Below are 22,601 nucleotides of genomic sequence, written 5' to 3'. Positions count from 1 at the left end.
GTTGTAATCATGGCATCGGCGATTCATCGCCGATGCGAACACTCTTCAGGTTAACGAATCAACAGCAGAAGACGGCAGGTTCGGAAGAGATAGTTCATTAACATTCGCTTGATTTTGCTGACGCCGAGTGATTACCTGCCTTAGCACTTGCATTAAGATACTAGGCTGAAACAACGCCGTGGGTGGTTTCAGCAGGTGCAAGACTTCTATGAAAACTTGGAACGCGACGGGACTCTCAATCGTGATTAACCTCACACGATCCAGATACCGTTGCATAAATCGGGCTTTCAGATCGGGTTGACCGCCCTCGGTCGTAGGCCAGCGGAAATCCTCGCCGGTCGCCATCAGCCAAGGGATATGATTCACTTTAGCCAGTTGCTTTTGAAAGCGCCGCGTTAAACCCGTTAAATCGTCTTGAGAGTGACGCTGAAATTGCACTTTTAAGCACTCCTCCAGCGTTAATGCAGCCATCGCCGCCGCGGTCATGCCTTGACCGTAGATAGGATTGAAGGAACAGACGGCATCACCTAAGACGACAAAGTTTTCTGGCAGTCTGGATTGTTCGTAGTGACGCAGGCGGTTTTCTGTGCCGCGATGACAGTAGATGGGTGAAATCGGTCGGGCTTGTTTGACCACTTCGTAGAGAATGGGCGATCGCAAGCTGCGGGCAAATTCCAAAAAACCAGCTTCGTCGCTGGGTGGATAGTCTCGACCCACGCCAGCTAAGGTGAGAACAAAAGCGTCACCCTCACAGGGATAAAGCAGCCCACCGCGAGAGTTTTCCCCTGGTTTAGACGACACCAGGATTGATTTCCAATCGTTTTGGAGATCCGCTGGGCGTTGATACCAACGGCTGGCGTAGCCTAAAAATGAGTTAATGACTGTCTCCTGAGGTGGTGCGTAACCTAATACCTTTATCCACTCAGGGGTTTTGGAATTCCGTCCAGTTGCATCCACGACCAGATCGGCTGGTAGAGACGCGGAATTTTGCGTCTCTACATCTGCGGCGCTAGTGTTTTGCCCGTGGTGGTGAAATTGCACCTGTACGCCCGTTACCTTAGTTTTGCTGGTGTCGGACAACAACTCGGTTGCTTGGCATTCTTCCAGAAAGCGTACATTGCTGTAAGCAGCCAGTCGGCGGCGAATCATCCACTCCAGCAGGTTCCGACTACAGGCACGAGTCACCAGTCCAGAGGAAAAGCGGGGTGCCCAACCGCCAAAATCTAGCATGGGACAGTCTAATGTCCAGTCCAAAGCAGTAGCGCCAGCAGCCGCTAATTCAGCACCCAATCCAGGAAACATTTGCTCTAAAATCTGCTGACCCCGCAACAGCAGAACGTGAGCTTGGTGGGCTTGGAGTACACCTCGGCGTGTCTCCGGTTTGTCTGGGATGCGATCGCGTTCAATAATCGTCACTTGATCAAAGCGTTCGGCAAGCACTCGCGCTGCCAGTAGCCCAGCCATACTGCCACCGATGACAATGGCTTGTCTATTGCTGCCAACCGCCAGTTGGTGAGGGACGGACATAGACGTTTGAGTTTTTTTGGGTGATTTAGATGTATGTCAGCTTAATTTTGCTTCTGATTCTATTAGCGTCTGCTTCTCTTCTTTTTCTTGTAGCAGTAGCCCTCCGAGATGAATCACTGCCAGAATCAGCGCCCCAATTGAAAGAATGTAACTATGCAACGTGTACAAATGGGCAACTGTTACCGTATTGATGGCTCCACCCCCCGTGAGGATTTCTCGGAGTAGGGAACCAACACCAGGGACGGCTTCTACCGTGCCTAATTCGATAGTGAAACGCCAGTATCCCATCTGTGTCCAGTCAAGAAGCATGGCAGTCCAACCAAGCGCGATCGCCACCAAAGTTAATAAAATTCCGCTAATCCAAGCGGTCAACCAGCTTCGGCGGAATTTTTCACCCAGAAACATCACAACGATCGCTATCAGAGAAGTCCCGACTAATCCATTTCCAGCAATCTCATGGAGACGCTGAATTAGCCAACCATTGGGAATCTCTGATTTGATTTCCCTTAAGGAATTATAGGCTCCACCTGCGGTCGGTTCGTAATAGAAAGATAGAAGAATTCCGGTGACGGCTGCTGTCAGGCTCAAAGACAAAATCGCTACAGCCAAAATAGTAGCCAGTCGTCGAAGTACAAAAGCGTACTGCACATTGTTCATGGCTAACTCCAACCTTTTTCGGTTGAATATGTATTTATACTTATTGTATTTATTTTTTCTAATTTGAACCCAAAAAATTATTAAATTTATGGGGAAAACCAGCAGCAAAGAGAACGCATACGCCAAGACCCGGAACGCAATTCAGGGGATGCTCCCGTTACTGTCTCTGTACGGGTGTTAGGAAAATCCGCATTATTCAGAACAAAACAGCGTATTTTGCTCACCACTGATGCTCTACCGCCATGAAGGTCTCCACGGCTGCAACATCCAGAGGTCGGGAGAAAAAGTAACCTTGTCCATACTCGCATTGCAGGGTTCTGAGTTGGGCAAGTTGCTCTGCTGTTTCTACTCCTTCTGCCACCACATCCAAACCTAAGTTGTGAGCCAGTGTGATAATGGTACGGACAATCTCCCAATTCTCGCTATCACTGCTCATTCTACCGACGAAAGAGCGGTCGATTTTCAACGTATCAATCGGAAATCGGTGCAGATAGCTTAAAGATGAATAACCCGTACCGAAGTCATCAATATATATCTGGACGCCTAGTTTTTTCAATTCTAAGAGGGTCGCGATCGCAGATTCAGCATTTTCCATCACCGCGCTTTCAGTGATTTCTAACCGCAAACAGCCAGCATCTAAACCTGTTTCTTCTAAAATTTGATGGATTGCTTGAGCGAGATGAGGTTGCGTAAACTGTTTGCTCGATAGATTTACGCTAATAGTTAATGGTTGATGGTTGATGGTTAATGGTTTGTTGCCAGGAACACCGGATGATGAATCATTAACAAGTTGTTTTTGCCATACATACATCTGACGGCACGCTTCCTGTAATACCCACCAACCGATAGGAACGATTAGTCCAGTTTCTTCTGCTACTGGAATAAACTCAGCTGGAGAAATCAAACCGCGTTCTGGATGCTGCCAGCGCACTAGAGCTTCAAATCCAGTAATTTGACCTGTGGAGAGCGAAACAATGGGCTGGTAGTGAAGTAGAAACTCTTGGCGATTAACAGCCTGCCTCAAGTCAGTTACTAACTGCAAAAGTTCCACAGCGCGAGTGTGCATCGTCATGTCGAAGACCTCATGACGCGCTCTACCCGATGCCTTAGCACGATACATGGCAATGTCGGCATCGCGTAAGAGGTCTTGCGGCTGGTGAGAATCTGTAGTGTTAAAGGCAATGCCAATACTGGCACTGGTAAAGACTTCCTGCCCGTTTAGGTTAAAAGGTAAAGCGAGTTCATTTTGAATTTGGTTCGCAACGCGGGTGGCGTCACTCACATCTTGAATATCTTCTAGAAGAATCGTGAACTCATCTCCCCCAAGACGGGCAACCATATCTCCAGGACGCAGACACCTCTGGAGCCTGTAAGCGATTTCGACAAGTAGTTGATCGCCGATTGTATGTCCAAGGCTGTCATTAATCACCTTAAAGCGATCGAGATCCAGAAACAGTACAGCAAACAAGTAATCTTGACGCCGTTTTGTCAGCTCAACCAAATGTCCGAGCCGCTCCATGAATAGAGCGCGGTTGGCTAAACCTGTCAGCTTATCGTGAAAGGCATCGTGGATTAATAGATCCTCTACCAGTTTGCGATCGCTAATATCTGTAGCAACACCCAGCACTTGTCGGGCTTTTCCATCTGGCGAGACTAGAGACTTCTTAGTGGTTTGAAACCAACGCACGTTGCCTGTAGAGTCGGTGAGGGTCTCCTCAGAAATGATTTTTTCCGTTTCTCCTGTTATCACTTCTCTGTCATCAGAGAGAAACCGTTCTACTTCCTCAAAATTCGGATTGAAATCTGCATCGGTTTTGCCAAGCAAATTTTCAACGGTTGTTCCATAAATACTTGCTAATGCTTTGTTAACCAGAGTAAATTTTCCGTCCCAGTCTTTGACAAAAATTAAATTTGGGGTGGAGTCAATCACATTGCGAAGAAACTCTTGTTGTACTCTAAGTGCTTCTTCCGCTTGCTTGCGGCTGGTAATATCTCGGCTCACAGCGAGGAGACATTGCTGATCGTCAAAGTCAATAATCTCTGCTGATAGTAATGCCACACGCGCCTCACCTGATTTTGTAAGGAAGGTAAATTCTATGTTGCGAACAGACCCTTCCTCCAGCAATATCTGCTTCATGCGATCGCGCTGCTCCTGATTTGCCCAAATCTTCAGCTCAACTGTGGTGCGACCGATGATTTCTTCGCGGGTATAACCAGTAATGTTTAGCAAGCTATCGTTGACTTCAACAAGGCGTCCCTCTGCCAGCGTACTGATAGTGATTGCGTCAGGAGTGGAACGGAAGGCTTTAAAGAATCTCTCTTCTGATGCCCGCCGCGCCGCTTCTGCACGCTGGCGCTCTTCCATTTCGGCTTGTAATGTCTGATTCGCTTTTTCTAGCTCTTGGGTTCGTTCCCAAACCCGATTTTCTAGCTTTTCGTGCGCTTTCTGGAGTGCGGTTTCTGTCCGCTGGCGCTCAATGGCAATTCCTGCTAAGTTTGTTGCTATTTCAATCAGTTGTAAATCATAAGAATTAGGGGTGCAAGGCTGGGAGTCGTACATGGCAAAAGTACCCAACACCTTGCCATCCGAATTAAGAATTGGTGTAGACCAACAAGCTCGCAGTTCGTTGCTCAACGCTAACTCGCGGTAATCTTGCCACAACGGATCGATGGCAATATCTGAGACAATTACAGGCTCTTTCCAATAGGCAGCTGTCCCGCAAGAAACAACACGCGACCCAATGGCGATTCCGTCAAGGGCACGATTATAGCTTTCTGGAAGACTAGGTGCTGCGGCATGGCGGAGATTGCGCCCATTTTCATCCAGAAGTAGAACGGAACATCGCATTTTACTGGAATGTTTCTCAATATTGCGGCATAAGACGTTCAGGACGCTATTGAGAGAGTCTCCTCTAGCAATCATTTCCAGTACACGCTTCTGACTAGCTAAGAGACTTTCTGCTTGCAAGCGCTCGGCGATCGCTTGTCGCATATTTACTAAATTACGTCTTAGTTCCAGTTGCGCTACGACCTGACGACTCAGTGATAAGAGGGCTTCTTGCTGCTCAGGCTTGAGTTGACGCGGCACAAAGTCGATCGCGCACAGCGTTCCCAGCGCATAACCGGCGGGTGTGATTAAAGGCGCACCTGCATAAAAGCGGATATTGGGGTCAGTCGTTACCAAAGGGTTCGTAGCAAACCGTTGGTCGGTTAGTGCATCTGAGACGATAAACAAATCGGGTTGCAGAATAGCATGGGAGCAAAAGGCGATATCTCGCGGTGTTTCTGATACTTCCACACCGACTTTTGACTTGAACCACTGCCGATTCGCATCGACGAGGCTGATCAGCGCAATCGGTGTTCCGCAAATATGTGCAGCCACACGAGCTAGATCGTCGAAAGCCTGTTCGGGATCGGTATCAAGAATCTCATACTGCCTGAGGGCTTTCAGCCTTGCTGCTTCGTGGCTAGGCATAGGCGCTTTCACCCAGGATATTTCTCCAGATTCGATGCTGGCGACATTTTTGTTGGCACTAGCTTTGGTTATTTTTTGGGATATAGCTTCAAATATACCTATCCGGCTCAGGTTTACCATATTCTGTTTTTCCGCAGATGGGTTAGCTATATTTATATTCTTAATTTTTACTTTTACCTTAATTTACATAGGTTCTTGAGGGATCTAAGTCACAAAAATTTCGTTTTTCTGTCACAAATTCCCTTAATAAGTTTTTAATTTTATTAATTTTTAGATGTAGAAAGTTAGTCTGTATACAGGATCACAAAGATTATTTAATTAATCTATTTACAACTTGGCTCGGTAGCAAAAATGCTGCTTATTTAAATTTTTGTATTCTAGCTGGAGCAACTGCAAAATTCAGCAACCGTGAAAATACGGGGATTTTATTGTCTTTAGCAGAGAGCTGCCTAATTTTTTATAAATTTTATCAAGATTTATACGGCTCTAAAAACAAGGCAGATGGCTTCACTAAAGCAGGCTGCCGACTGGTCTGGTGAATGGGAATTTCGATGGTAAATTCTGCCCCTTGTCCCGCTGCGGAAATACATTTTAATTGACCACCGTGTTTTTCCACAATCTGATAACTAATGGATAACCCCAACCCCGTGCCTTTGCCGATGCTTTTTGTGGTAAAGAACGGATCGAACACTCGTTGCTGCACCTCTTGACTCATACCAGGGCCGTTATCAGCGATGTAGATTGCTACCTGATTGGTGTTTAGCATTTGAGTGTGAATCCGAATCGTAGGTAATTGTTCATGGGTACTTTCTTCCCCATGATTCACAACCCATGACCCATTCCCGATTGCCTCTTCGAGGGCATCAATTGCATTACTGAGAATATTCATAAACACTTGGTTGAGCTGACCTGGGTAGCACTCGACTAGCGGCAACTTGCCATACTCTTTGACCAGTTGAATGCCTAAAGTGCCTCCGACTTGTTTCAAGCGATGCTGCAAAATCAGCAAAGTGTTTTCAATTCCCTCATGAATATCAACGACTTTCATTTCCGCTTCATCCAGTCGGGAAAAGTTACGCAGCGACAAGACAATTTGGCGGATGCGTTCTGCCCCCACCTTGATCGACGCCAGCAGCTTTGGGAGATCGTTCTTCATAAATTGGAAGTCGCTCATCTCTACATAGGCTTGAATTTCAGGAACCGGATGAGGATAGTGTTTCTCGTAGAGGGACAGCAGGTTGAGCAGTTCCTGAGTATAGTCGCTGATGTGGGTGATATTGCCGTAGATGAAGTTGACTGGGTTATTAATTTCGTGAGCAACTCCGGCGACTAACTGCCCCAAACTGGACATTTTTTCGCTCTGAACGAGCTTCGCTTGGGTTTGTTGAAGTTCTCGAAAAGCTTGTTCTAGCTGGTTTGTTTGTTGTCTCAATTGCGCTTCCGATTGCCGTAAGGCTTCCTCGGCGGCTTTACGTTCGGTAATGTCGGTAATCATTCCTAAGACACCGATGTATTGCCCTGTTTGATCGAAGATGGGATTTGTAGCAACAATCGCCCACAAGTTACAGCCATCTTTACGGGTGAATTTAAAGTCATGTTGTTCTTTAATTCCTTGGCGGCGACGTTCCATCTGAGCGATCGCGATCGCCTGACCTTCTTCATCCATGAATGCAAATAAAGTCTGACCTAGCATCTCAGGGATGGTATAGCCTAGCATTTGGGCCATCTGATTGTTCGCAAAAGATGTATTGCCTGCGGTGTCGAGAACCCAGATTCCCTCAGTCGTGGTTTCGACAATGCGACGATATTGCGCTTCGCTTTCCCGTAACGCCGCTTCTGTCTGCTGGCGTTCGACAATTTCCTGTTGTAACAAGATGTTGGCAGATTGTAGCGCCGCAGTCCTTTCTTCAACTCGTCTTTCTAACTCTAATGTGAGTTTTCGTAGTTCTTCTTCAGTGGCTTGGCGCTCGGCAATTTCCTTTTCTAGTGTGTTGTTGGCAGTTTCCAATAGCGCTGGACTAGGAAATGCAAGTGCTTGAGGAATTAAGGGCATTAGCATCAACGCCGTATACACAGAAACCCCAGCCGTAAAGGCTTTCAAGAATCCTGATAACCAATAATACGGATGCCACAGCGTCGCCACCTCTGCTAGATGCGTCGTACCGCACGCAACAATGAATGTTCCAAACAACAGGAATATCCCATAAAAGGGCATATCTCGCCTTTTGGAGACAAAATATACCAGCATGATTGGAATCGAATAATAAGCGACTGCGATCAAAATATCAGATGTAATGTGCAGCCACACTAATCCAGGCTTCCACAGGTAACAATGCCCGTGGGGAATAAAATCTTTTGACAAAAAATTTTGCACAAATTTTAGCATCAAGATTTATGGCTGTAATAGTTTTTACATTTAATATTCAATTTGTATCTTATCTTGGAATATTTCATATATTTGTTGATTTTCATGAATAAGGTAACAATTTGCTTACAATTTGTGCAAACAATCGACTTTGACTATTTATGTGTTAATCGACAGATTTCAGAGAAATTACGGATAGCTAGCTGGTCATCCAGACAGCAACTATCAGTTTATTTTTAGGCAGAAGACTTTTGACTAGAAATTTTTGTCGCTAACCCCCTGACACAGCATTAGCTGGAGATACCGTCTACTGTAGAATTTCGGATCTTTTATTACTTTGTAAGCGATCGCATCCATAGACAAGAAGCAATCGCTGAAAATCAATGTAAAATCGCAGCTGGTCTAGAATCCGGTTTTTTGCAAAAAAAGAACTTAAAAAAACGCTAAAATCATCACTGTGCCGCTGGTTGAGGAGAGAATGCGGGTGGAATATCAATTACAAGTAGAACAAGTGGTGGAAACGCTTAAAAAGGATCTACCCATGCTTTTTGAAAGAGATATTTCCTACGACATTTATACGCACGATATCTACTTTGAAGATCCAGTGAATAAATTTAAATGGAAATTCAACTATCGGATTATCTTTTGGACGTTGCGATTTCACGCGCAGCTATTTTTTACAGAAATATTTTTCGATCTTCATGATGTGGAGCAGAAAGATGAAGAGACGATTAGGGCAAATTGGACTGTGCGCGGTGTTTTGCGCCTTCCGTGGAAACCTCGCCTATTTTTTAATGGCTACTCTACGTATAACCTTAATAAAGATGGGTTAATTTACAATCACATCGATACATGGGATCGCAAACCCAGCGAGATTTTGAAGCAGTTCCTAGAGAAGGGAGGAAATATCTAAGCTCAAATTTAAATGAATGCCTTGATTTTATAAATTATTTTTATACAAATAATTTATAAATTTTAGGAAGCTTGAACAAGAGAATTAATTGCCTCTACTTTAGAGCCACAATTACTTGAATAAAGCGTAACAGCAAAGGTTGTTCCCACTCCAATTTCACTGTTTACTAAAATTTTTCCACCGTGTAAATCCACACAATTTTTAACGATAGAAAGTCCTAATCCGGTACCCGGAATCGTCCCCACATTATCAGCTCGATGAAAAGATTCAAATAACCGCGTTCTGGCTTCGGGAGGAATGCCGATTCCTCGGTCTCGGATGTAGAAAACTGCTGTTCCTTGGTCGCAAACTAAGTCAAACTGAATATTGCCGCCTTTCGGGGAATACTTGATGGCATTTGAAAGCAAATTAGTAAAAATTTGCCGAAGCAACTTTTCATCCATACAAAAATGGGTACTTTGACCTTGACAAGCGAAAGCGATCGCGTGTTGCTTGCTAATTGTCACTTGGATATCTTCCACGAGGTCATGACAGAACTTTTCTAAATCTAAAGGTGCTGGATTAAAGGCGAGCTTCTTGGCTTCGGCTTTACCAATAAACAACACATCATCTAATAGATGGGTCATATTTTTGGCAGCTGCTTGAATGCGAGCAAAATACTCGCGTTTTTTTTCTTCACTTGCTTGATGTGGGAAACGTTCTAGTAATCTGGCAGATAGAATGATGATGCTCAACGGGGTGCGAAATTCGTGGGATACGGTGGTAACAAAGCGAGAACGCAGTTCGCAGAGTTCCCGTTCTTTTTCCATCGCATTCCGAATTTCAGCATCGGCTCGTTTCCGCTCGGTGATGTCTTCAACCATGCCTAATTCATAGAGGATTTCTCCAATTTCATTCCGAATTACTGTTGCCGTTAACTTCACCCAGCAAATTTCTTGATTTTTCTTGATATAACGCTTCTCAAGCTGATAGCTGTCTATGTCTCCCTGAATGATTTGCTTGAGATAAGGCGTTTCTGTTTCCAAATCTTCAGGATGGTTAATATCAAAAAGGTCGAGGGTTGTCAGTTCTGACTCCGTGTAACCCAAAATTTCACAAAAGGCTCGATTTACCATGAAAAACCGATAGTCAGGTTTTCTGACTAAGGTGATACCGATAGGAGCATCATCAAAAACTCGACGAAATCTTTCTTCGCTCTCGCGCCGTGCTGCTTCTGCACGCTGGCTTAGCGCAGCGTGTCGCAGGCTTTGGCTAATTTCGTCCCGGAGTTGCTCGTTGACCTGTTGTAATTCTGCTGTACGCTCTTCTACTCTCTTTTCTAGTTCTTCGTTGGCTTCTTTTAGGGCGGCGGCTGCCCACTTTTGACTGGTAATATCTCTGACAGTGCTGAGGATTGCATCCACACTGGCATCTGGATTATGGATGGGGGTGATATTGTACTCGTAGTGCCTGAAACCCTCGATGGCGGGAAGGTAAGCTTCGCCAGTCATCGGTTGCCCAGTAGAAAATACTGTCTGATGGTGCGCTTCAATTGACCCCATATTTTCCGGTTGCAAGCCGAGTTCTTGCCATGTCTTCCCCACTATGTCACTACGCTGGAACCCCAGTGCCTTGGCACCTGCAACGCTAGTATCGGCATATTTTCCCGCTCTATCGATCAGATAAATCTGATCTGGAGAAGCTGAGAGAATTTGGTCGAGGTTTGTGGATTGTTGCTTAACTTGGGCGGTGAGTTGTTGTAGTTCTAACTCAACGGCTTTATGCTCGGTGATATCTTTGGCAACTGCATAGAAGCATCCATTTTGATGCGGTAACGTTCTCCAAGACAGCCATCGATAGCTGCCATCCTGGCAGAGATAGCGATTTTCAAAATGAGCGATCGCATTGTCAGCAGATTCTCCGGATGCGGTTAGCGTTGCATTAACATCATCTGGATGGACAAATTCAATCCAAGGGCGCGACATCAATTCTTCCAGCGTCCAGCCCAAAACGCTCTCCCAGGCGGGGTTGAGTTTCTGGAAGTACCTATCTTGCCCGCAAATGCCTAAGAGATCGAGGGACAGGTTAAAAAATGCATTGAGTTCGGACTCTGCTTTCGCCAGCGGCTCAGTCGGTTCGCTTGGATGCTTGGGATTGTTCACAGTAGCCCTCTTGGATGTTTACTCCCCGTTATCTTTTATTAGTATTCCCATCGCTTCCGACAAATAATGCAGAGTATTCATCCCAATTCTTACAAAATTTTGCATTTTGTTTTTAGAATCCCAATTTATGTATTTACTCGGAAGCGATCGCGGATTTTCTGCCACTTCCTAAGTTTAAGAAGCTGGAGCATTGCGGTATACGCTGAGCAGGTAAGTGTAAATCTTCAAAAACCCGGATTTTGTAGGAACTGAAGTTATCTCCCTCCGGGATTTTACGTTTAGTTTTACGAGATGTTTCGCTGCTAGGTGGCTGCATCAAAAGAGCGCGATCGCGTCCACTCCTGATAATCTAATCAAGTTATTCTCTTTTGAGGTTCTGGCAACCGCAAAAATCTATGCATCAAGATAAACGTCAGGCTTACTGGCGAGCCAATACTGCTTTAATTCGGAATCTTTTGATCGTTTGGGCGCTAGTATCCCTCGTTTTTAGCATTCTGTTAGTTGAGCCATTGAATGCGGTGCGTTTTGGTAACGTTCCCCTCGGTTTTTGGATGGCACAGCAGGGTTCTATTTTTGTCTTTGTAGGGCTGATTTTCATCTACGCCGTGCAGATGGACAAGCTCGATCGCAAATACGATATCGATGAGTGAGAGAAAGAATGTCAGTTGAAATCTGGACTATTTTATTGGTTAGTCTTTCTTTCATTGGGTACCTCTACATCGGTTGGCAGTCGCGCGTTAAAGAAAGTGCAGGCTTTTTCGTGGCGGGACGTGGAGTTCCACCCATCGCCAACGGTGCAGCAACAGCAGCAGATTGGATGTCGGCGGCGTCGTTTATCTCAATGGCAGGGTTGATTTCCTTCTTGGGTTACGACGGCTCGATCTATCTGATGGGTTGGACGGGTGGCTATGTTCTGCTAGCGTTGTTGCTGGCTCCCTATTTGCGGAAGTTCGGTAAATATACGGTGCCGGACTTTGTGGGCGATCGCTATTACTCCAATGTCGCCCGTTTAGTGGCAGTTGTGGCGGCAGTTTTTGTTTCCATGACCTACGTCGCGGGACAGATGCGGGGTGTGGGAATTGTGTTCAGCCGCTTCTTGCAAGTGGATGTAAGCACTGGCGTGATCATTGGGATGGTGATTGTCGGCTTTTTCTCCGTTTTAGGGGGAATGAAGGGGATTACCTGGACTCAGGTGGCACAGTACGGCGTGTTGATTATTGCCTACTTGATTCCCGCGATCGCGATCGCCATGCTGCTCACCGGCAACCCGATCCCCCAACTGGCGTTCCCTTTTAGCGATATTGTCCCGAAATTAAACCAAATCCAGGTTGACCTCGGTTTTCAGGAATACACCAAACCGTTTGTCAACAAGTCGATGCTGGATGTTTTGTTTACTACCATTGCTTTGATGGTGGGAACGGCGGGACTTCCCCATGTCATCGTGCGCTTTTACACAGTTCCTGATGTCCGTGCGGCGCGTTACTCAGCGGGTTGGGCGCTGCTATTTATCGCGATACTCTACACTAGCGCCCCCGCGCTCGCAACGTTTGCCCGTTATAACCTGATCGACACTTTGCACAACCAGACGATTCAGGAAATTCATCAACTCGACTGGGTGAACAAGTGGGAAAACACCAAGCTGCTTACCTTTGAAGATAAGAACGGGGATGGGCGGATTCAGCTAACGCCCGATAAAGCTACTAGCGAGATCGGCATCGATCCGGATATTATCGTTCTCTCGACGCCAGAAGTGGCAAAACTCGCTCCTTGGGTGATCGGCTTGGTGGCGACGGGAGGATTAGCGGCGGCGCTGTCTACCGCATCCGGCTTGCTTTTGGTAATCTCTAGTGCGGTTGCTCACGATATCTACTACCGCATCATTAATCCAGGTGCGTCAGAATCGCTGCGAGTGATGGTGGGTCGAATTATGGTCGGGTTTGCGATCGCAATTGCCGGATACTTCGGCATCAATCCCCCCGGTTTTGTGGCGCAGGTGGTGGCTTTTGCCTTTGGTTTAGCCGCAGCCAGCTTTTTCCCAGTCATCATTTTAGGTATCTTCGACAAACGGACAAATCGGGAAGGCGCGATCGCCGGGATGTTAGTCGGTCTTATCTTTACCATTTCCTACATTGCGGGTGTCAAATTTTATGGAATGTCACCCTGGTTTTTCGGCGTTTCTGCTGAGGGAATTGGCACCTTGGGCATGGCGATCAACTTTGTTGTCACCTGGGTTGTTTCGCGTCTAACTCCGCCACCGCCGCTGGAAATACAGGAAATGGTGGAAGAGTTACGCACCCCAGGTGGGGAACCGCTTGCTTCGTCAAGCCATTAATCCTCGTTTGGATTTTAGATTTGGGGGTTTGGACGACCAAACAAGCGCCGCAACATAACTTCAAAATTGGCACAAGCGGCAGATCTACAACAAAATGGTATAAATCAACACACAGGTAGGGGTGATTCATCAATCGCCCCTTTTTTGTAGCCTGGTGGAGTAATTTTTTGAGACTCGCTACGTAGATGCGATCGCTCTACAGGTCTACTAACGCTAGCTCTACAGGTTTACCAACTTATACCCATTCATTTTACTGGCGCTACACTTACGATTTTCTTTTTGCTCCCTTGTGAAGAGGTTTGGGATTTCTGTGAAGAGGGTTGGGATTTCTGATGGCTAGCATCACAAGGAAAAATTAGTATTGAAGTAAGTTCCACCATCCCGCTTTAAACAGGTAGCCCTCTAGAGCCACTACCAAGTTTCCGTTTATTTCCGATACTTCCGAGAAAAAACTCGATAACCCTTCCCATCCATACTATCCGACGGAGAGAGACTATCTTCCTCCATATTGACTAAATCGAATTGAACATTTTCTGTATAAATTGTTAAAGTAATTCTGATTACTTCTAAAAAGTTAATCACCCAAGAACATTCTTCTTGCGAATATTCTTCATAGTATTGAATCAATTTAGCCAAACAAACTTCTAAATGAGTCCGAGTGGGAGGACAAATTAGAATAATTTTCAGCAGTAGGATTGCTAGAGTAACCGATTTTCCTTCAGAAGCTAATGAAACGAACAGAGAAGAAGGTTCTCCATTATTCTTGATCGTTAAACATTCAATTACCCGTTTACAGGTTTTAATCAGCAGAAGGCTATTGATCTCTTCTTCATCAGCTTCTTTATAGATAAATTCTAATATTTTCCACAAATTAGTTTTTAAAGTCTCTACCTGACCTTGACTTTCAGTCGAATAAAATAAATATTTTAGCAAGCCTTGTTTAAAATGCTTGTATTTCAATTCTTTGGTTTGTTTTAAAAAAATATTTGCAATGTTTTCATAGCTAAACATTCCGCGTCTGGCGATAACTTTTTTAACTAAACGGAGTGCTTGATCGCCCAAAGCCGTAGGATTTTGGTTTTTCTTATTGTTAAATCCCCTAGACTCAGAATGAGCTGTATACATTGCCAGATCAAACTTAAACTGGTCTTTCAACTGCTTTGATAAGCCTTTAGCAGCTTGGCGTTGTTCTTCAGAATTTTTCTTATTAACATACTGAGGCGCTAACAAATAAGATGTATAACGGCTCTTCCAATGGTCTTGCTCTCGATTTTCATATCTAGAAACAAATAGCTTAAGTTCCTCATAATCTTGGCTATTAACGAAATCTGCAAGCCAAGCCTTTAGACATTTTACACTTGGAGATGAGATGCTATCACAGTTAGCAGAATTAGAAATTAATTGAATTAAATCTTTTAAGGCTTGGTAGTGGCGAGCCAATATCCAGTTATTGAGAAGAATATAACAAGAACGCTTTAATGTATTTTTAAATTCTTCTTCACTTTTAGAATCAACAATTGTTTTAAGTGCTTGCAGATGTGCTGAACCAATCGCCTTGACTGGATTAATAAATAAAGTTTTAAACTCATACAGAACTAAATCTGGTGCCCATTGTTTAACAATGTCCAAAAAAAACTGACAAATTATTTCCTGAGGATCTGGAATCTTCGGCACCAGCTTGTTTGAATTAATGAGTGGTTCAGTCTGATGAGTATCTAATAAGACATCCTTGAGTGTGGATGTCTTAAGAACTCTTGAGTGCTTACTGGTTGCTTGAACTTGCATTGCGCTATCGAGAATTCTTTATTCTAAATGTAAACTTTTTCTTTAGAGGATTTGGTGATTGAAAACCTTGATAGCGTATGATAGTCGCCTCATGACTTAGTGAGGCTGGATACCGCATGAATGTGACGCCTGTCACGCAGACGTCACATTCATGCGGGTAGCAAGTTTGTATACAGCGCGCTTTTTAGCATGATTGCCGCCCGTACAGGACTTCTCAGCCTACATCAAGAAGCGGGTGAATGCTGAGTAGTATGCTCTTTCATCTGATTAAGGCGCGGGGTGTCATCTATGTCAAAGTATGTCAAAGGCAATGACCATAGAACTACCAATCTCTTTACCCCTAGAAACCGTACTATCTTAACAGGGTGCCCGAAAAGTATGGCAGGTAGGCATTGCTCGCCTAATTTCATGCAACGTCAAAGCAAAAAAAATCCCGACTTCCTATAGCAGCCGGAGTTCTGAAAGGCTGGCATCTTCCAACTGAAATTAGGATTGCGATAAGAGAACGCTTGAAAAATCTATTGATACAGTTATTAGTTTTTATATTTTTAAATTGATTTTTTATCTTTAAAAAAAATTAATTTAAAGGATAAGTCACGTTTATAGCAACGATTAGAAAAAGTTAATGTAAAGACGGAATGTTGAAGAAGCATTTTCGGGACTCAAAGACAAAATTTAAGTGTTATTCAACTATAGTTTTCTCTTAAGAGAACTGTTAGAAGCTGTCGTATAGCAGTGTTGAGGTCTGAAATCGGCAGGCTGAGGAGTGAGGTCTGAGGTTTGAATGAAAACAGGAATGCTCTCCTACTCCCTCTCTATCTCTTGACCCTGACAGCGTTTGGGTTAACTGTGTTACCATCTGGAAAAATCTTCTCAATATCTCAATCACCCTATGGGCAAGGTTCTGGTGTTAAACGCCTCTTATGAACCGCTCAACATCACCAGCTGGCGGCGGGCTGCTGTCTTGTTGATCAAAGGGAAAGCAGAGCGGGTTGAACACAACGGCAAATACGTCTACTCAGAGTTTCCACTCCCGACGGTTATTCGGCTGCGCTACTATGTCCGGGTTCCTTATAAGGAAATTCCCCTGACTCGTCGAAATATCCTCCACCGCGATAGTCATTCTTGTCAATATTGCGGTTATACCGGGGACGATTTAACGCTCGATCATGTAATTCCCCGCTCTCGTGGCGGCGGCGATACCTGGGAAAACATTGTCACCGCTTGCGTGCGCTGCAATGTCAATAAAGGCAGCCGCACCCCCAAGGAAGCCAACATGATTTTGCGGCAGCCGCCTCGCAAGCCTTACAGTAGTCTGCACTTTGAAGTGGCGAAACACCTCAAAAGTGGTACGCATCAGGAGTGGAAAAAATATGTGATCGGCCTTTAGCCCCCTGCATTTAAATCAACTGCGGGGGGTTTTAAAATTTGGCTAGTTAAGGGACTGGCGAACACGGGTAGTGCCCCTAGTACTGGGGGCGGAGGAACATTGCACTCTTCCTTAACCCCTCATTGCCAATCGGTAGCCATGAAAGAGCAAGAGCGCAACTGTAAAAGGTCAAGACCGGAAAACGCGACCGCAGGGGGAGTGTCGTTTACCAGTTTTTTTGTCAAGATCTATGAATAGGTAGCTCTATATCAAGACAAGCGTAATCACGGCGTCTCTGGAAACCTGTTTTCGCAGTAAAGAGGCGAGCTTTCGCGGCATTTACAAGGGTTTCTGTACTGCGCTTTTTTTGCCCTTTGGGCGATTGACTGAATCTGTCAAATACTTGGCAGGAAGCGTGAGGAGAGAGACTGTTGCAGCAACTGGAATACTAATTTTATAGCTTTGCACACCTGCATTATCCATAATATGCGATCTAATTTGCTCAAGCCTCTCAATGGTTCTCCAATCGCCGCCGAGTCAAAGCCTATAGACACCAAGCCAGATTCGGAATCTGTGGTTGAAATTCAACTAACAGAGGCGGCTCCCACACAGACAGTGAATGGATCTGGTAATTATTCAGCTAGAGGGTCTAGCGAACCCCCACTGGAAAGAATCGTGGAATCGCTACGACAGACTTTAGAGCGTCACCGGGGCGATCGCCATCTGGTAATTTTGCAAGATTTCCCCGACCCGGATGCTCTTTCAGGTGCTTGGGCGTATCAACTGATTGCCAAGCAGTACAACATCCAATGCGAAATTGTGTACGCTGGCACTCTTAGCCACCAAGAAAATATTGCTCTGGTTAAACTTACAGGCTTACCCGCAAAACGCTTGGGCGTCCAGTGCCTGAAGGAAAAGGAGAAGGACTTGTCGGTGTATCAGGGTTGTGTTCTGATTGATAACCAGGGCACTACCTGTCAATTGCTGCCTTGGGTACAAAAGGCAGGAATCCCGATTACGGTTGTGATTGACCATCACAGTATACAGACGGAACTTCATGCTGAATTTACGGATATTCGCCCTTCTACACGAGCCACGGCGACGATTTTAACCCAGTACCTCCAAGGAGGGTTGCTCAAGCTGGATAGCGGTATTGGCGAACACGTAAAATGTGCGACAGCACTAATGCATGGTCTGAGGTCAGACACGAACCGGCTGATGCAAGCTCAGGAAGAGGATTTTCTAGCTGCGGGGTATCTCAGCCGTTTTTATGACGCCCAGCTGCTGAATGCAGTCTTGCAGGCGTATCGCTCAAAACGGGTGATGGATGTAATCGAGCGATCGCTAACCAACCGCACTGTCCAAAATAACTTCTCTATCGCTGGTGTTGGTTATCTTCGCTATGAAGACCGGGATGCCATCCCCCAAGCGGCAGACTTTCTCGTGACAGAAGAAAACGTCCACACGGCTGTCGTCTACGGAATCGTCCACGACGAAGACGAAGAATTGGAAGTCGTAATTGGCTCCCTGAGAACCAGCAAGCTGACTCTCGACCCTGACGAGTTTATCAAAGAAGCCTTTGGGCAAGACAATCAAGGACGCTTTTTTGGCGGCGGACGACTTTCCGCGGGTGGCTTTGAAATTCCGATGGGGTTCTTGGGCGGCTTCAATGAAAATTCTGAGTACGCCAAGATGAAATGGGAAGTTTTTGACACCCAAATCAAGCAAAAGCTGCTTCGGTTGGTCAACCCAAAAGACCATCTGCTTCATGGGGAGTAAAAGCGAGTGGAAGAATGGAAATTGCGACTCTTCCATTCTTCCATCAGCAATTAACCTATGAAACTTTATTTGATCCGCCACGGAATCGCCGCCGAGCCATCTGAGGACGTCAAAGATGAAGCGCGATCGCTGACCCATGAGGGACGCAAGAAAACCGCTAAAGTAGCAAAACGACTGGATGAAATCGGTGTGCGCTTCGACCTGATCCTCACCAGTCCCTTGGTGAGGGCACGCCAAACCGCCAAAATTCTCGTCGCCGCCGGTTTGTGTCCCCATCTAGAAGAATCAATCGACCTAGCTCCTGGGGGTGGCATCCAAGCTTGGCTGAGATGGTTAGAGGAATGGCGGCGAGCGGGTGGATCTCAATTAGCCCTAGTAGGTCATCAACCTAACTTGGGAAATTGGGCAGAAATTTTGGTGTGGGGCGATACCCAAGAAGCGCTAATTTTGAAAAAAGCAGGCATGATTGGATTAAGCCTTCCAGAAACCCAGTCTGCCGTGGGTCATAGCCAGATGTTTTTGCTTTCCTCACCCAAGTGGCTGTTGTAATCCCCGTTTAGAAATTCTGGTAAAACTAGCGACTACAAAAACGGTTTCTGGTAAGGTAACTTGAGTATGTTCCCCTCACCCAATCCGTAGCAACATGACTGTCTGCGAGTATAAACCAGGTTTAGAAGGCATTCCCGCTGCCCAATCCAGTATCAGCTATGTCGATGGAAAACAGGGAATACTAGAATATCGCGGCATTCGCATCGAAGACCTCGCAGAAAAGAGTACCTTCCTAGAAACGTCGTATTTATTAATTTGGGGTACGCTCCCCACGAAGGAAGAACTTGAAGCCTTTGAAAGTGAAATTCGCTATCATCGGCGGATCAAATATCGCATCCGGGACATGATGAAGTGTTTTCCGGAAACCGGGCATCCAATGGATGCGCTGCAAGCTTCTGCCGCTGCTTTGGGTTTGTTTTACTCCCGTCGCGCTTTAGATAACCCTGCTTACATTCGGGAAGCGGTGGTGCGCCTCCTAGCAAAAATTCCCACAATGGTGGCAGCGTTCCAACTGATGCGGAAAGGCAACGACCCCGTGCGCCCTCGCGATGACTTGGACTATTCTGCCAACTTCTTGTATATGCTGAACGAGCGGGAACCCGACCCCCTCGCGGCGCGGATTTTCGATGTCTGCTTGACGCTTCATGCAGAACATACGATGAACGCTTCTACCTTCTCGGCACGGGTGACGGCTTCAACCCTGACCGACCCCTACGCAGTCGTTGCCTCAGCGGTGGGAACTTTGGCAGGGCCATTGCATGGAGGGGCGAATGAAGAAGTCATCACCATGTTAGAAGAAATTGGCTCAGTGGAAAATGTTGGTGCGTGGCTAGAGGATGCCTTACAGCGCAAAGCGAAAATTATGGGCTTCGGTCATCGCGTCTACAAAGTGAAAGACCCGCGAGCGACAATTCTCCAAAACTTGGCAGAACAACTGTTTGAGAAATTTGGTCACGATAAGTATTACGACATTGCTGTGGAGTTGGAAAGGGTACTTGAGGAAAAATTAGGCGAAAAAGGAATTTATCCAAACGTGGATTTCTATTCGGGTCTGGTTTACCGAAAGATGGGCATTCCTACAGATTTGTTTACACCCGTGTTTGCGATCGCTCGTGTTGCTGGTTGGCTGGCTCACTGGAAGGAACAGTTAGGAGAAAACCGCATCTATCGTCCGACTCAAATTTATAAGGGTTCTCGCGAAGCTGGCTACATTTCTATAGAACAACGATAGTCATCTAGAACCCGAAAAAACGCGATCGCTTCCGACAAAAATTGTATAGAGAAGCGATCGCGCTTTTTTTGTGGCGGAGACGGGAGGAGCGATCGCTGGTTCCGAAAATTGGGGTAGATGGGGAAGCTTACTGTTAATTGGTTGACCTTCGTAGGGATTAGTTGCCTCAGTTGACCAACAGATGCAAGAGCCGGATTCAACAGATACCCATCGCTCAATTAGAGGAGTTGGGTGAGGCGCTGTTGGATTTTACGGCACCGACGGATTTAGCCATTTGGTTCGAGCAGTATCAGTGATAATTACACAGGCGATCGCACTTTCACCCGCCACAACAAGCGATCGCGCCTCCCTTCTTCCTGACCACAGAAAACTTTAACTTAAGGATAAGTAGAATTTCTTATTTGCTGCGCTGGGCTGGATGCGCTCCAACGATATACTAGGCTGTGTAGCTGAAAAAAATCTTCACAAAAGAACAGATAGATTGATTCGATACATCTTGTCTCGAATTGTCCTAGTAATTACTTCGTTCGGGAAACATGAACCCAGGTATTGACCTACAAGGAACTTTTATCCAATCCCTCAGGGATCTGGGCATCCCAGCAGGTGCCGCCAAAGCCATTTGGATGCCGCTGCCGATGTTTCTGATGATTATTGGTGCTACCGTAGGGGTGCTAGTGGTCGTCTGGCTGGAGCGGAAGATTTCTGCTGCGGCTCAGCAGCGAATTGGACCAGAATTCGCCGGACCACTGGGTGTTTTGCAGCCGGTCGCCGATGGTCTAAAGCTGGTTTTCAAAGAAGATATTGTCCCAGCCAAGACCGACCGCTTGCTATTCACGCTAGGCCCAATCATCGTCGTCATCCCAGTGTTTTTGTCCTTCCTGATTGTGCCGTTTGGGCAAAACCTGGTAATCTCTAACGTCGGAATGGGCGTCTTTTTGTGGATTGCCCTCTCCAGCATTCAGCCGATTGGCTTGCTGATGTCCGGCTATTCTTCAAACAACAAGTATTCCCTACTAGGGGGTTTAAGGGCGGCAGCGCAGTCGATTAGTTACGAAATTCCCCTAGCGCTTTCCGTACTTGCGATCGCGATGATGTCCAACAGTCTTAGCACCATCGACATCGTAGAACAGCAATCTGGCTACGGCGTCCTCAGCTGGAACGTCTGGCGGCAACCCGTGGGTTTCCTCATCTTTTGGATTGCCGCTTTGGCAGAGTGCGAAAGACTCCCCTTTGACTTGCCAGAAGCAGAAGAAGAACTGGTTGCCGGTTATCAGACCGAATACGCCGGGATGAAATTCGGTCTATTTTATATCGGCTCTTACGTCAACCTCGTCCTCTCTGCCCTGCTAGTTGCAATCTTGTATCTAGGCGGATGGGAATTTCCGATTCCCCTCTCAATGTTAGGCGGCTGGCTAGGAGTTAATGAAACCAGTCCCTGGTTGCAGGTGATTGATGCATCACTGGGGATCACCATGACCCTCCTAAAAGCCTACTTCCTCGTTTTCATAGCGATTCTGCTGCGCTGGACTGTACCACGGGTTCGCATCGACCAACTGCTCGATCTAGGGTGGAAGTTTCTGCTCCCAGTGTCTTTAGTCAACCTGCTACTGACCGCAGCCCTAAAATTAGCATTTCCCGTTGCTTTTGGCGGGTAATTGGTAATCGGTAATCGGTAATAAGTCGTGGGAAAAATTACCTTTTTCTACAATCACCAATAACCGATTCTCTAATCAGAGAGAGACACAGAACAATGCTTAAGTTCCTCAAACAAGTTGGCGATTACGCCAAAGAAACCGTCCAAGCGGCTCGATATATTGGTCAAGGGTTGTCTGTAACCTTCGACCATATGCGGCGGCGTCCGATTACCGTGCAGTACCCCTACGAAAAACTCATTCCTTCCGAGCGTTTCCGGGGTCGAATTCACTTTGAATTTGATAAGTGCATTTCCTGCGAAGTCTGCGTGCGGGTTTGTCCCATCAACCTGCCAGTAGTGGATTGGGAGTTTGACAAAGCAAGCAAAAAGAAACTCCTCAAGCACTACAGCATCGACTTCGGAGTTTGTATCTTTTGCGGCAACTGCGTGGAATACTGCCCGACCAATTGCCTGTCAATGACCGAAGAGTACGAGCTTAGCACCTACGACCGTCACGAATTGAATTTTGACAACGTGGCACTGGGTCGTTTACCGTACAAAGTCACGCAAGACCCAATGGTGACGCCGCTGCGCGAACTTGTCTACCTACCCAAGGGCGTCATGGACCCGCACGACCTGCCAGAAGGTTCCCGTCGCCCCGGTCAGCTTCCAGCGGAAATTCTGGAACAAACGGAAAAATAAAAGTGATTTGTCATTCGTCATTAGTCACTTACGCTTAATGTGAATTATGAGGAACAAGCACCAGCTTGACGAAAAGTTAACACATCAATGGCAAAGCGCCGTTTGAGTAACAATCGTAAGGTATGACTTGCCAATTTAGCGGC

General features: G+C 46.1%; 16 protein-coding genes. 10 read left to right on the top strand and 6 right to left on the bottom strand.

The window, feature by feature from the left end; translation table 11 throughout:
- Positions 1-45 precede the first annotated feature (45 nt).
- From NC996_RS02580 to NC996_RS02565, 4 genes are all read right to left on the bottom strand, one after another.
- On the bottom strand, positions 46-1,527 hold the full coding sequence (locus NC996_RS02580) for an FAD-dependent monooxygenase (RefSeq protein WP_190681457.1): 1,482 nt from the start codon (positions 1,525-1,527) through the stop codon (positions 46-48).
- Between the two features lie 36 nt (positions 1,528-1,563).
- Positions 1,564-2,184: a cytochrome b N-terminal domain-containing protein gene (locus NC996_RS02575; RefSeq protein WP_190681455.1), complete on the bottom strand. Its 621-nt coding sequence runs from the start codon at positions 2,182-2,184 to the stop codon at positions 1,564-1,566.
- A gap of 220 nt (positions 2,185-2,404) precedes the next feature.
- Entirely contained in the window at positions 2,405-5,779 is a 3,375-nt protein-coding gene (locus NC996_RS02570) for an EAL domain-containing protein (protein WP_190681452.1), read from the bottom strand.
- 349 nt (positions 5,780-6,128) lie between these two features.
- Entirely contained in the window at positions 6,129-8,021 is a 1,893-nt protein-coding gene (locus tag NC996_RS02565) for a PAS domain S-box protein (RefSeq protein ID WP_347277774.1), read from the bottom strand.
- A gap of 481 nt (positions 8,022-8,502) precedes the next feature.
- Here NC996_RS02565 and NC996_RS02560 point away from each other — a divergent pair, with 481 nt between their 5' ends.
- A complete protein-coding gene (locus NC996_RS02560; RefSeq protein WP_190681765.1) occupies positions 8,503-8,937 on the top strand; it encodes a DUF2358 domain-containing protein in 435 nt (144 codons plus the stop codon).
- A gap of 62 nt (positions 8,938-8,999) precedes the next feature.
- Here NC996_RS02560 and NC996_RS02555 read toward each other — a convergent pair whose 3' ends face one another.
- Positions 9,000-11,078 carry a PAS domain S-box protein gene (locus NC996_RS02555; protein ID WP_190681450.1) on the bottom strand — a complete coding sequence of 693 codons (2,079 nt, stop codon included), beginning with the start codon at positions 11,076-11,078 and terminating at the stop codon, positions 9,000-9,002.
- A gap of 395 nt (positions 11,079-11,473) precedes the next feature.
- Between NC996_RS02555 and NC996_RS02550 the strand changes: the two genes are divergently transcribed.
- Complete coding sequence (locus tag NC996_RS02550; protein WP_190413482.1) at positions 11,474-11,728, top strand: DUF4212 domain-containing protein; 255 nt, start codon at positions 11,474-11,476, stop codon at positions 11,726-11,728.
- Between the two features lie 8 nt (positions 11,729-11,736).
- Positions 11,737-13,410 (top strand): sodium:solute symporter family protein, encoded by a 1,674-nt coding sequence (locus NC996_RS02545; RefSeq protein WP_190681447.1) that lies wholly within the window; start codon positions 11,737-11,739, stop codon positions 13,408-13,410.
- A gap of 426 nt (positions 13,411-13,836) precedes the next feature.
- Here NC996_RS02545 and NC996_RS02540 read toward each other — a convergent pair whose 3' ends face one another.
- Complete coding sequence (locus NC996_RS02540; protein WP_190435712.1) at positions 13,837-15,195, bottom strand: hypothetical protein; 1,359 nt, start codon at positions 15,193-15,195, stop codon at positions 13,837-13,839.
- 892 nt (positions 15,196-16,087) lie between these two features.
- Here NC996_RS02540 and NC996_RS02535 point away from each other — a divergent pair.
- From NC996_RS02535 to ndhI, 7 genes are all read left to right on the top strand, one after another.
- On the top strand, positions 16,088-16,585 hold the full coding sequence (locus NC996_RS02535; RefSeq protein WP_190413489.1) for an HNH endonuclease: 498 nt from the start codon (positions 16,088-16,090) through the stop codon (positions 16,583-16,585).
- A gap of 465 nt (positions 16,586-17,050) precedes the next feature.
- A complete protein-coding gene (locus NC996_RS02530) occupies positions 17,051-18,343 on the top strand; it encodes a bifunctional oligoribonuclease/PAP phosphatase NrnA (RefSeq protein WP_190413491.1) in 1,293 nt (430 codons plus the stop codon).
- Positions 18,344-18,400: 57 nt separating this feature from the next.
- Positions 18,401-18,892: a phosphohistidine phosphatase SixA gene (sixA, locus tag NC996_RS02525; RefSeq protein ID WP_190681444.1), complete on the top strand. Its 492-nt coding sequence runs from the start codon at positions 18,401-18,403 to the stop codon at positions 18,890-18,892.
- A 94-nt stretch (positions 18,893-18,986) separates the two neighbouring features.
- Entirely contained in the window at positions 18,987-20,123 is a 1,137-nt protein-coding gene (locus NC996_RS02520; protein WP_190430309.1) for a citrate synthase, read from the top strand.
- A 170-nt stretch (positions 20,124-20,293) separates the two neighbouring features.
- Positions 20,294-20,419 carry a DUF4351 domain-containing protein gene (locus tag NC996_RS02515; protein ID WP_199302809.1) on the top strand — a complete coding sequence of 42 codons (126 nt, stop codon included), beginning with the start codon at positions 20,294-20,296 and terminating at the stop codon, positions 20,417-20,419.
- 240 nt (positions 20,420-20,659) lie between these two features.
- Positions 20,660-21,778, top strand: coding sequence for an NADH-quinone oxidoreductase subunit NuoH (nuoH, locus tag NC996_RS02510; protein ID WP_190430307.1), 1,119 nt, complete (start codon positions 20,660-20,662; stop codon positions 21,776-21,778).
- Between the two features lie 95 nt (positions 21,779-21,873).
- The gene (gene ndhI / locus NC996_RS02505) at positions 21,874-22,458 is read left to right on the top strand and encodes an NAD(P)H-quinone oxidoreductase subunit I (RefSeq protein WP_190435723.1); all 585 of its coding nucleotides are present in this window, start codon (positions 21,874-21,876) and stop codon (positions 22,456-22,458) included.
- The last annotated feature ends 143 nt before the right edge of the window (positions 22,459-22,601 follow it).

The sequence above is a fragment of the Trichocoleus sp. ST-U2 genome (assembly GCF_039961875.1).
Classification (GTDB): domain Bacteria; phylum Cyanobacteriota; class Cyanobacteriia; order Cyanobacteriales; family FACHB-T130; genus FACHB-T130.
Note: the sequence above shows the minus strand (reverse complement) of the source record. Positions and strands in the feature narration are given on the sequence as shown.

What these genes read in the sequence shown, in the direction of transcription:
- NC996_RS02580 (WP_190681457.1), bottom strand. Translation starts at nt 1,527, where the DNA reads ATGTCCGTCCCTCACCAACTGGCGGTTGGCAGCAATAGACAAGCCATT.
- NC996_RS02575 (WP_190681455.1), bottom strand. Translation starts at nt 2,184, where the DNA reads ATGAACAATGTGCAGTACGCTTTTGTACTTCGACGACTGGCTACTATT.
- NC996_RS02570 (WP_190681452.1), bottom strand. Translation starts at nt 5,779, where the DNA reads ATGGTAAACCTGAGCCGGATAGGTATATTTGAAGCTATATCCCAAAAA.
- NC996_RS02560 (WP_190681765.1), top strand. Translation starts at nt 8,503, where the DNA reads ATGCGGGTGGAATATCAATTACAAGTAGAACAAGTGGTGGAAACGCTT.
- NC996_RS02550 (WP_190413482.1), top strand. Translation starts at nt 11,474, where the DNA reads ATGCATCAAGATAAACGTCAGGCTTACTGGCGAGCCAATACTGCTTTA.
- NC996_RS02545 (WP_190681447.1), top strand. Translation starts at nt 11,737, where the DNA reads ATGTCAGTTGAAATCTGGACTATTTTATTGGTTAGTCTTTCTTTCATT.
- NC996_RS02540 (WP_190435712.1), bottom strand. Translation starts at nt 15,195, where the DNA reads ATGCAAGTTCAAGCAACCAGTAAGCACTCAAGAGTTCTTAAGACATCC.
- NC996_RS02535 (WP_190413489.1), top strand. Translation starts at nt 16,088, where the DNA reads ATGGGCAAGGTTCTGGTGTTAAACGCCTCTTATGAACCGCTCAACATC.
- NC996_RS02530 (WP_190413491.1), top strand. Translation starts at nt 17,051, where the DNA reads ATGCGATCTAATTTGCTCAAGCCTCTCAATGGTTCTCCAATCGCCGCC.
- sixA (WP_190681444.1), top strand. Translation starts at nt 18,401, where the DNA reads ATGAAACTTTATTTGATCCGCCACGGAATCGCCGCCGAGCCATCTGAG.
- NC996_RS02520 (WP_190430309.1), top strand. Translation starts at nt 18,987, where the DNA reads ATGACTGTCTGCGAGTATAAACCAGGTTTAGAAGGCATTCCCGCTGCC.
- nuoH (WP_190430307.1), top strand. Translation starts at nt 20,660, where the DNA reads ATGAACCCAGGTATTGACCTACAAGGAACTTTTATCCAATCCCTCAGG.
- ndhI (WP_190435723.1), top strand. Translation starts at nt 21,874, where the DNA reads ATGCTTAAGTTCCTCAAACAAGTTGGCGATTACGCCAAAGAAACCGTC.